The sequence below is a fragment of the Geobacillus sp. Manikaran-105 genome, assembly GCF_002809955.1.
GTDB classification, from domain to species: Bacteria; Bacillota; Bacilli; order Bacillales; family Anoxybacillaceae; genus Geobacillus; species Geobacillus thermophilus.
In genome coordinates this window covers 1-3,057 of record NZ_PIJG01000104.1, presented here as the reverse complement: position 1 = coordinate 3,057, position 3,057 = coordinate 1, and the positions used below count along the sequence as shown (strand labels likewise).

5 protein-coding genes are annotated in these 3,057 nt (G+C 56.6%); 4 read left to right on the top strand and 1 reads right to left on the bottom strand.

Translation table 11 applies throughout. The features are described 5' to 3' along the window. Nucleotides 1-205 precede the first annotated feature (205 nt). On the bottom strand, nucleotides 206-424 hold the full coding sequence (locus tag CV945_RS16590) for a CDGSH iron-sulfur domain-containing protein (protein ID WP_012820666.1): 219 nt from the start codon (nucleotides 422-424) through the stop codon (nucleotides 206-208). A gap of 84 nt (nucleotides 425-508) precedes the next feature. On the opposite strand from CV945_RS16590, the gene CV945_RS16585 reads away from it, so the two are divergent. The 4 genes from CV945_RS16585 (at nucleotide 509) to CV945_RS16570 (ending at nucleotide 2,806) form a co-directional block, all read left to right on the top strand. After that, nucleotides 509-853 (top strand): iron-sulfur cluster biosynthesis family protein, encoded by a 345-nt coding sequence (locus CV945_RS16585; protein ID WP_033009049.1) that lies wholly within the window; start codon nucleotides 509-511, stop codon nucleotides 851-853. Beyond that, nucleotides 843-1,082 (top strand): YqkC family protein, encoded by a 240-nt coding sequence (locus CV945_RS16580; protein ID WP_033009050.1) that lies wholly within the window; start codon nucleotides 843-845, stop codon nucleotides 1,080-1,082. Before CV945_RS16585 ends, CV945_RS16580 begins: the two co-directional genes overlap by 11 nt. A gap of 272 nt (nucleotides 1,083-1,354) precedes the next feature. Further along, entirely contained in the window at nucleotides 1,355-1,594 is a 240-nt protein-coding gene (locus CV945_RS16575; RefSeq protein WP_227412602.1) for a YqkE family protein, read from the top strand. A gap of 15 nt (nucleotides 1,595-1,609) precedes the next feature. Further along, nucleotides 1,610-2,806, top strand: coding sequence for a CynX/NimT family MFS transporter (locus CV945_RS16570; protein WP_063329765.1), 1,197 nt, complete (start codon nucleotides 1,610-1,612; stop codon nucleotides 2,804-2,806). Nucleotides 2,807-3,057 lie beyond the last annotated feature (251 nt).

Here is a 3,057-nt window from a genome sequence, read left to right as displayed (position 1 = left end):
GGTGACTCTATTCTACCAGAAAAAAGGGCGATTCTTCTATATTTGAGGCAAAAAAGTGGGGGCTGATCCCAAAACGCATTCGCGTTTTGGGTCAGCCCCCTTTCACAATCGCAGCGTCGCTTTCCTTTCACATTAGAGGAGGCATTTGGCGTAAAACTTAGGCAAAGACGTCCTTGCCTGTTGGCTGGGAAGAAACGGCCGTTCGTTACGATTCGCTCGATTCCGGCGACGGGGCGCGGACGACCGATTGGAATCGGCCTTTATGTGAACCGTCGCAAAACGGTTTATTGTTCGACAGCCCGCACCGACAGAGCGAAAACGTTTGTTTCGTCACAAACGGCTTTCCTTCTCCATCGAGCAGTTCCACATCGCCGGTGACGCGCAGCGAACCGTTGTCATTCACTTTGATTTGCACGTTTGCCATCGCTTGTTCCTCCTTTGCTTTGACAGTTTCGCGTGTTGGCAGGTAAAATGAAAAAGAAAATCAATAAGGAAAAAGGAGTCAGGCATGAGTGTATCGATCACGTTTACGGATGCAGCCAAACGGGCGCTTGCCTCTATTGTAGCGCAATCCGAGCGGCAGTTAAAGCTGGCGTTTGACACGGACGGCTGCGGCTGTTTGGTCGACGGCGTGCCGGCGCTATGGCTTGTCGACAAGGCCGATGACGATGATTTGGCCGTCGAAACGAATTTCGTGCCGGTGCTCGTCGAACGGTCGCGGCTCATCTTTTTTGATGAAGCGATGACGATTGACGTCAAGCCGGGAACGACCGTTTTTCAGCTCAAAAGCCTAGGGCAAACGTTGAATGGTCATATGCCGCTTGTTGAGGTGAAATCCGGCGATGAACGGTAAGTTAGAGCAGCTCGCAAAGACGGCGAAGCAAAAAACATGGGTGTCGTTCACCCATGAAAACGATCCGTACAGCTTGCTTCATTGGTCGGTCGCCGGCCCGTATCATGAGGCGAAAGACGTCTGGCTGCTGCAAAACGAAATGACGTTTGAAACGAAAGAGTTTCCGACGCTGGAGGCGGCCATTGCTTGGCTTGGCGAGCATATGCCGCACATCACCGAAGTGTTGTAAAGGGGACGCCCTGAAAGCCGGTTTGGGCCGCAGGGCGCCCCTTTATGATAAAAGCTGCATCGTCCATGTTGCGGTTATTGAGGACTGTTTTGCCGCTTGGTCGGATGGGTTGCTTTTTCCAATTCTTCTTTTGCGATCACCGGCTTGACCGTATCAGCGGACGGTTTCCCTTTTTGGGCGCGGTTTTTCGCCATCCATCATCTCTCCTTTTCTTTGTCGTGTAGTTGTATCGTTTGACAAATGAACGATTGTTATGCAAGGGGGCGGACATGATGAAGAAGATCGGGCGAAAAAAAGAGCAAGGGACGGAGGCTTTGACGATCGCCGACCGGCTTGGCGCCGCGGTGGAAGCGAAGCTGCTTGAGAAAAAGCGCGCACTTGCCGAGGAAGAAGCGCGGAGGCGGGCGGCAGAGGAAGCGCGGCGCCGCGAGGAAGCGCGCCGCCGTGAGGAACAGAAATCGTTTGCTGAGCTGCTTGAGGAAAGCGAGCTAGACTGGCGGAAATTTAAGTAGCGGAGGGGATGGACGATGAAATCGAATGCGGCAGCGACGCGCCCCTCTTCTTTTCCATTCTGGACGGCCGGAGCAGTCGTCGCGTTGGCCGTCAATTTGCGCGCGCCGCTTACGACGGTCGGCCCGCTCGTGCCCGATTTGCAGCGGGAGCTTGGCCTTTCCTACGCGGCCGCCGGAGCGTTGACGACGATTCCGCTTATGGCGTTCGCCTTGCTGGCACCGGCGGCAGCGGCTCTCGCCCGCCGGTTCGGGATGAAGCGGACGCTCTTTTTTTCGTTGATCGTGCTGCTCGTTGGCGAGCTTCTCCGGCCGCTCTCCGGCAGTTCTTGGCTGTTTGCCGGCACGGTGCTGATCGGTGCAGCCATTGCGGTGGACAACGTCTTGATGCCGGCGCTGGTGAAAGAGTCGTTTCCCGAACGGGTTGGTTTCATGATGGGCATTTATACGGTGACGATGAACATGAGTGCGGCGTTCGCTTCCGGGATCGCTGTTCCGCTTGCCGATGGCTGGGGGCTTGGCTGGCAAGGGGCGTTTCGCTTTTGGGCATTGCTGGCGGCTTTGGCGCTTGCTGTTTGGCTGCCGCAAGCACGCCGCTGGGAGCCGGACGGGGCGCCGTCCGGAAGCCGCCGCTCAACGCTTTGGCGGTCATGGCTCGCCTGGCAAGTGACGCTGTTTATGGGATTGCAATCGTTTTTCTTTTACTGCGTCGTCACTTGGCTGCCGGAGCTTGGGCAAAGCAAGGGGTTGGCGCCCGGTGCGGCCGGATGGCTGCTCTTTTTCTTCCAGTTCGCCCAGCTCCCGATGATGTTCGTCTCTCCGATGCTCGCGGAGCGGATGGACAATCAAAAGGCGCTTATTGGTTCAGCTGTGCTTTGCATGGGGGCTGGGACGCTTGCCTTTTTCGGCGGGCAAGGGTGGTGGCTGTGGGCGGGGGCGCTTGTTGCTGGCATCGGCGCTGGCATGGCGTTTTCGCTTGCGATGATGCTGTTTACGCTGCGGACGCGCCATCCGCTCGCCGCCGCCCAATTGTCCGCCATGGCGCAATCGGTCGGCTACTTGCTGGCGGCTTCCGGTCCGCCGTTGTTCGGGGTGCTGTATGATGCGTCCGGCCGCTTCAATGCGCCGCTTGGTCTGCTTGTTGCCGTCTGCATCGCCATGATGGCCGTTGGCTTAGGGGCGGCGAGGGACCGATACGTAGATGAAAAGAAATAAAGCGGCCCGCTCGTCGCAAATGAGCGGCCGCACGTACCGAACGAGAGCCCGTATGCGGCCGTCAACGGCCGCCGGGCTCTCGATTTGTTTGCATTTTTTGGCTCGATCTATTTTTCAGCAAGGCATGTCGGCTTTCTTTCCGCTCCTTTGGTTTTTATCTTAATTAGGCGAGAAGACTCCCACTTCAACGAAGCGAAGCGGAGTAAGTGGGAGATGAATCGCCTTAACTATATTTTGCTGAAAATAGGATA

Coding starts and splice junctions, on each gene's coding strand:
- CV945_RS16590 (WP_012820666.1), bottom strand. CDS start 424: ATGGCAAACGTGCAAATCAAAGTGAATGACAACGGTTCGCTGCGCGTC.
- CV945_RS16585 (WP_033009049.1), top strand. CDS start 509: ATGAGTGTATCGATCACGTTTACGGATGCAGCCAAACGGGCGCTTGCC.
- CV945_RS16580 (WP_033009050.1), top strand. CDS start 843: ATGAACGGTAAGTTAGAGCAGCTCGCAAAGACGGCGAAGCAAAAAACA.
- CV945_RS16575 (WP_227412602.1), top strand. CDS start 1,355: ATGAAGAAGATCGGGCGAAAAAAAGAGCAAGGGACGGAGGCTTTGACG.
- CV945_RS16570 (WP_063329765.1), top strand. CDS start 1,610: ATGAAATCGAATGCGGCAGCGACGCGCCCCTCTTCTTTTCCATTCTGG.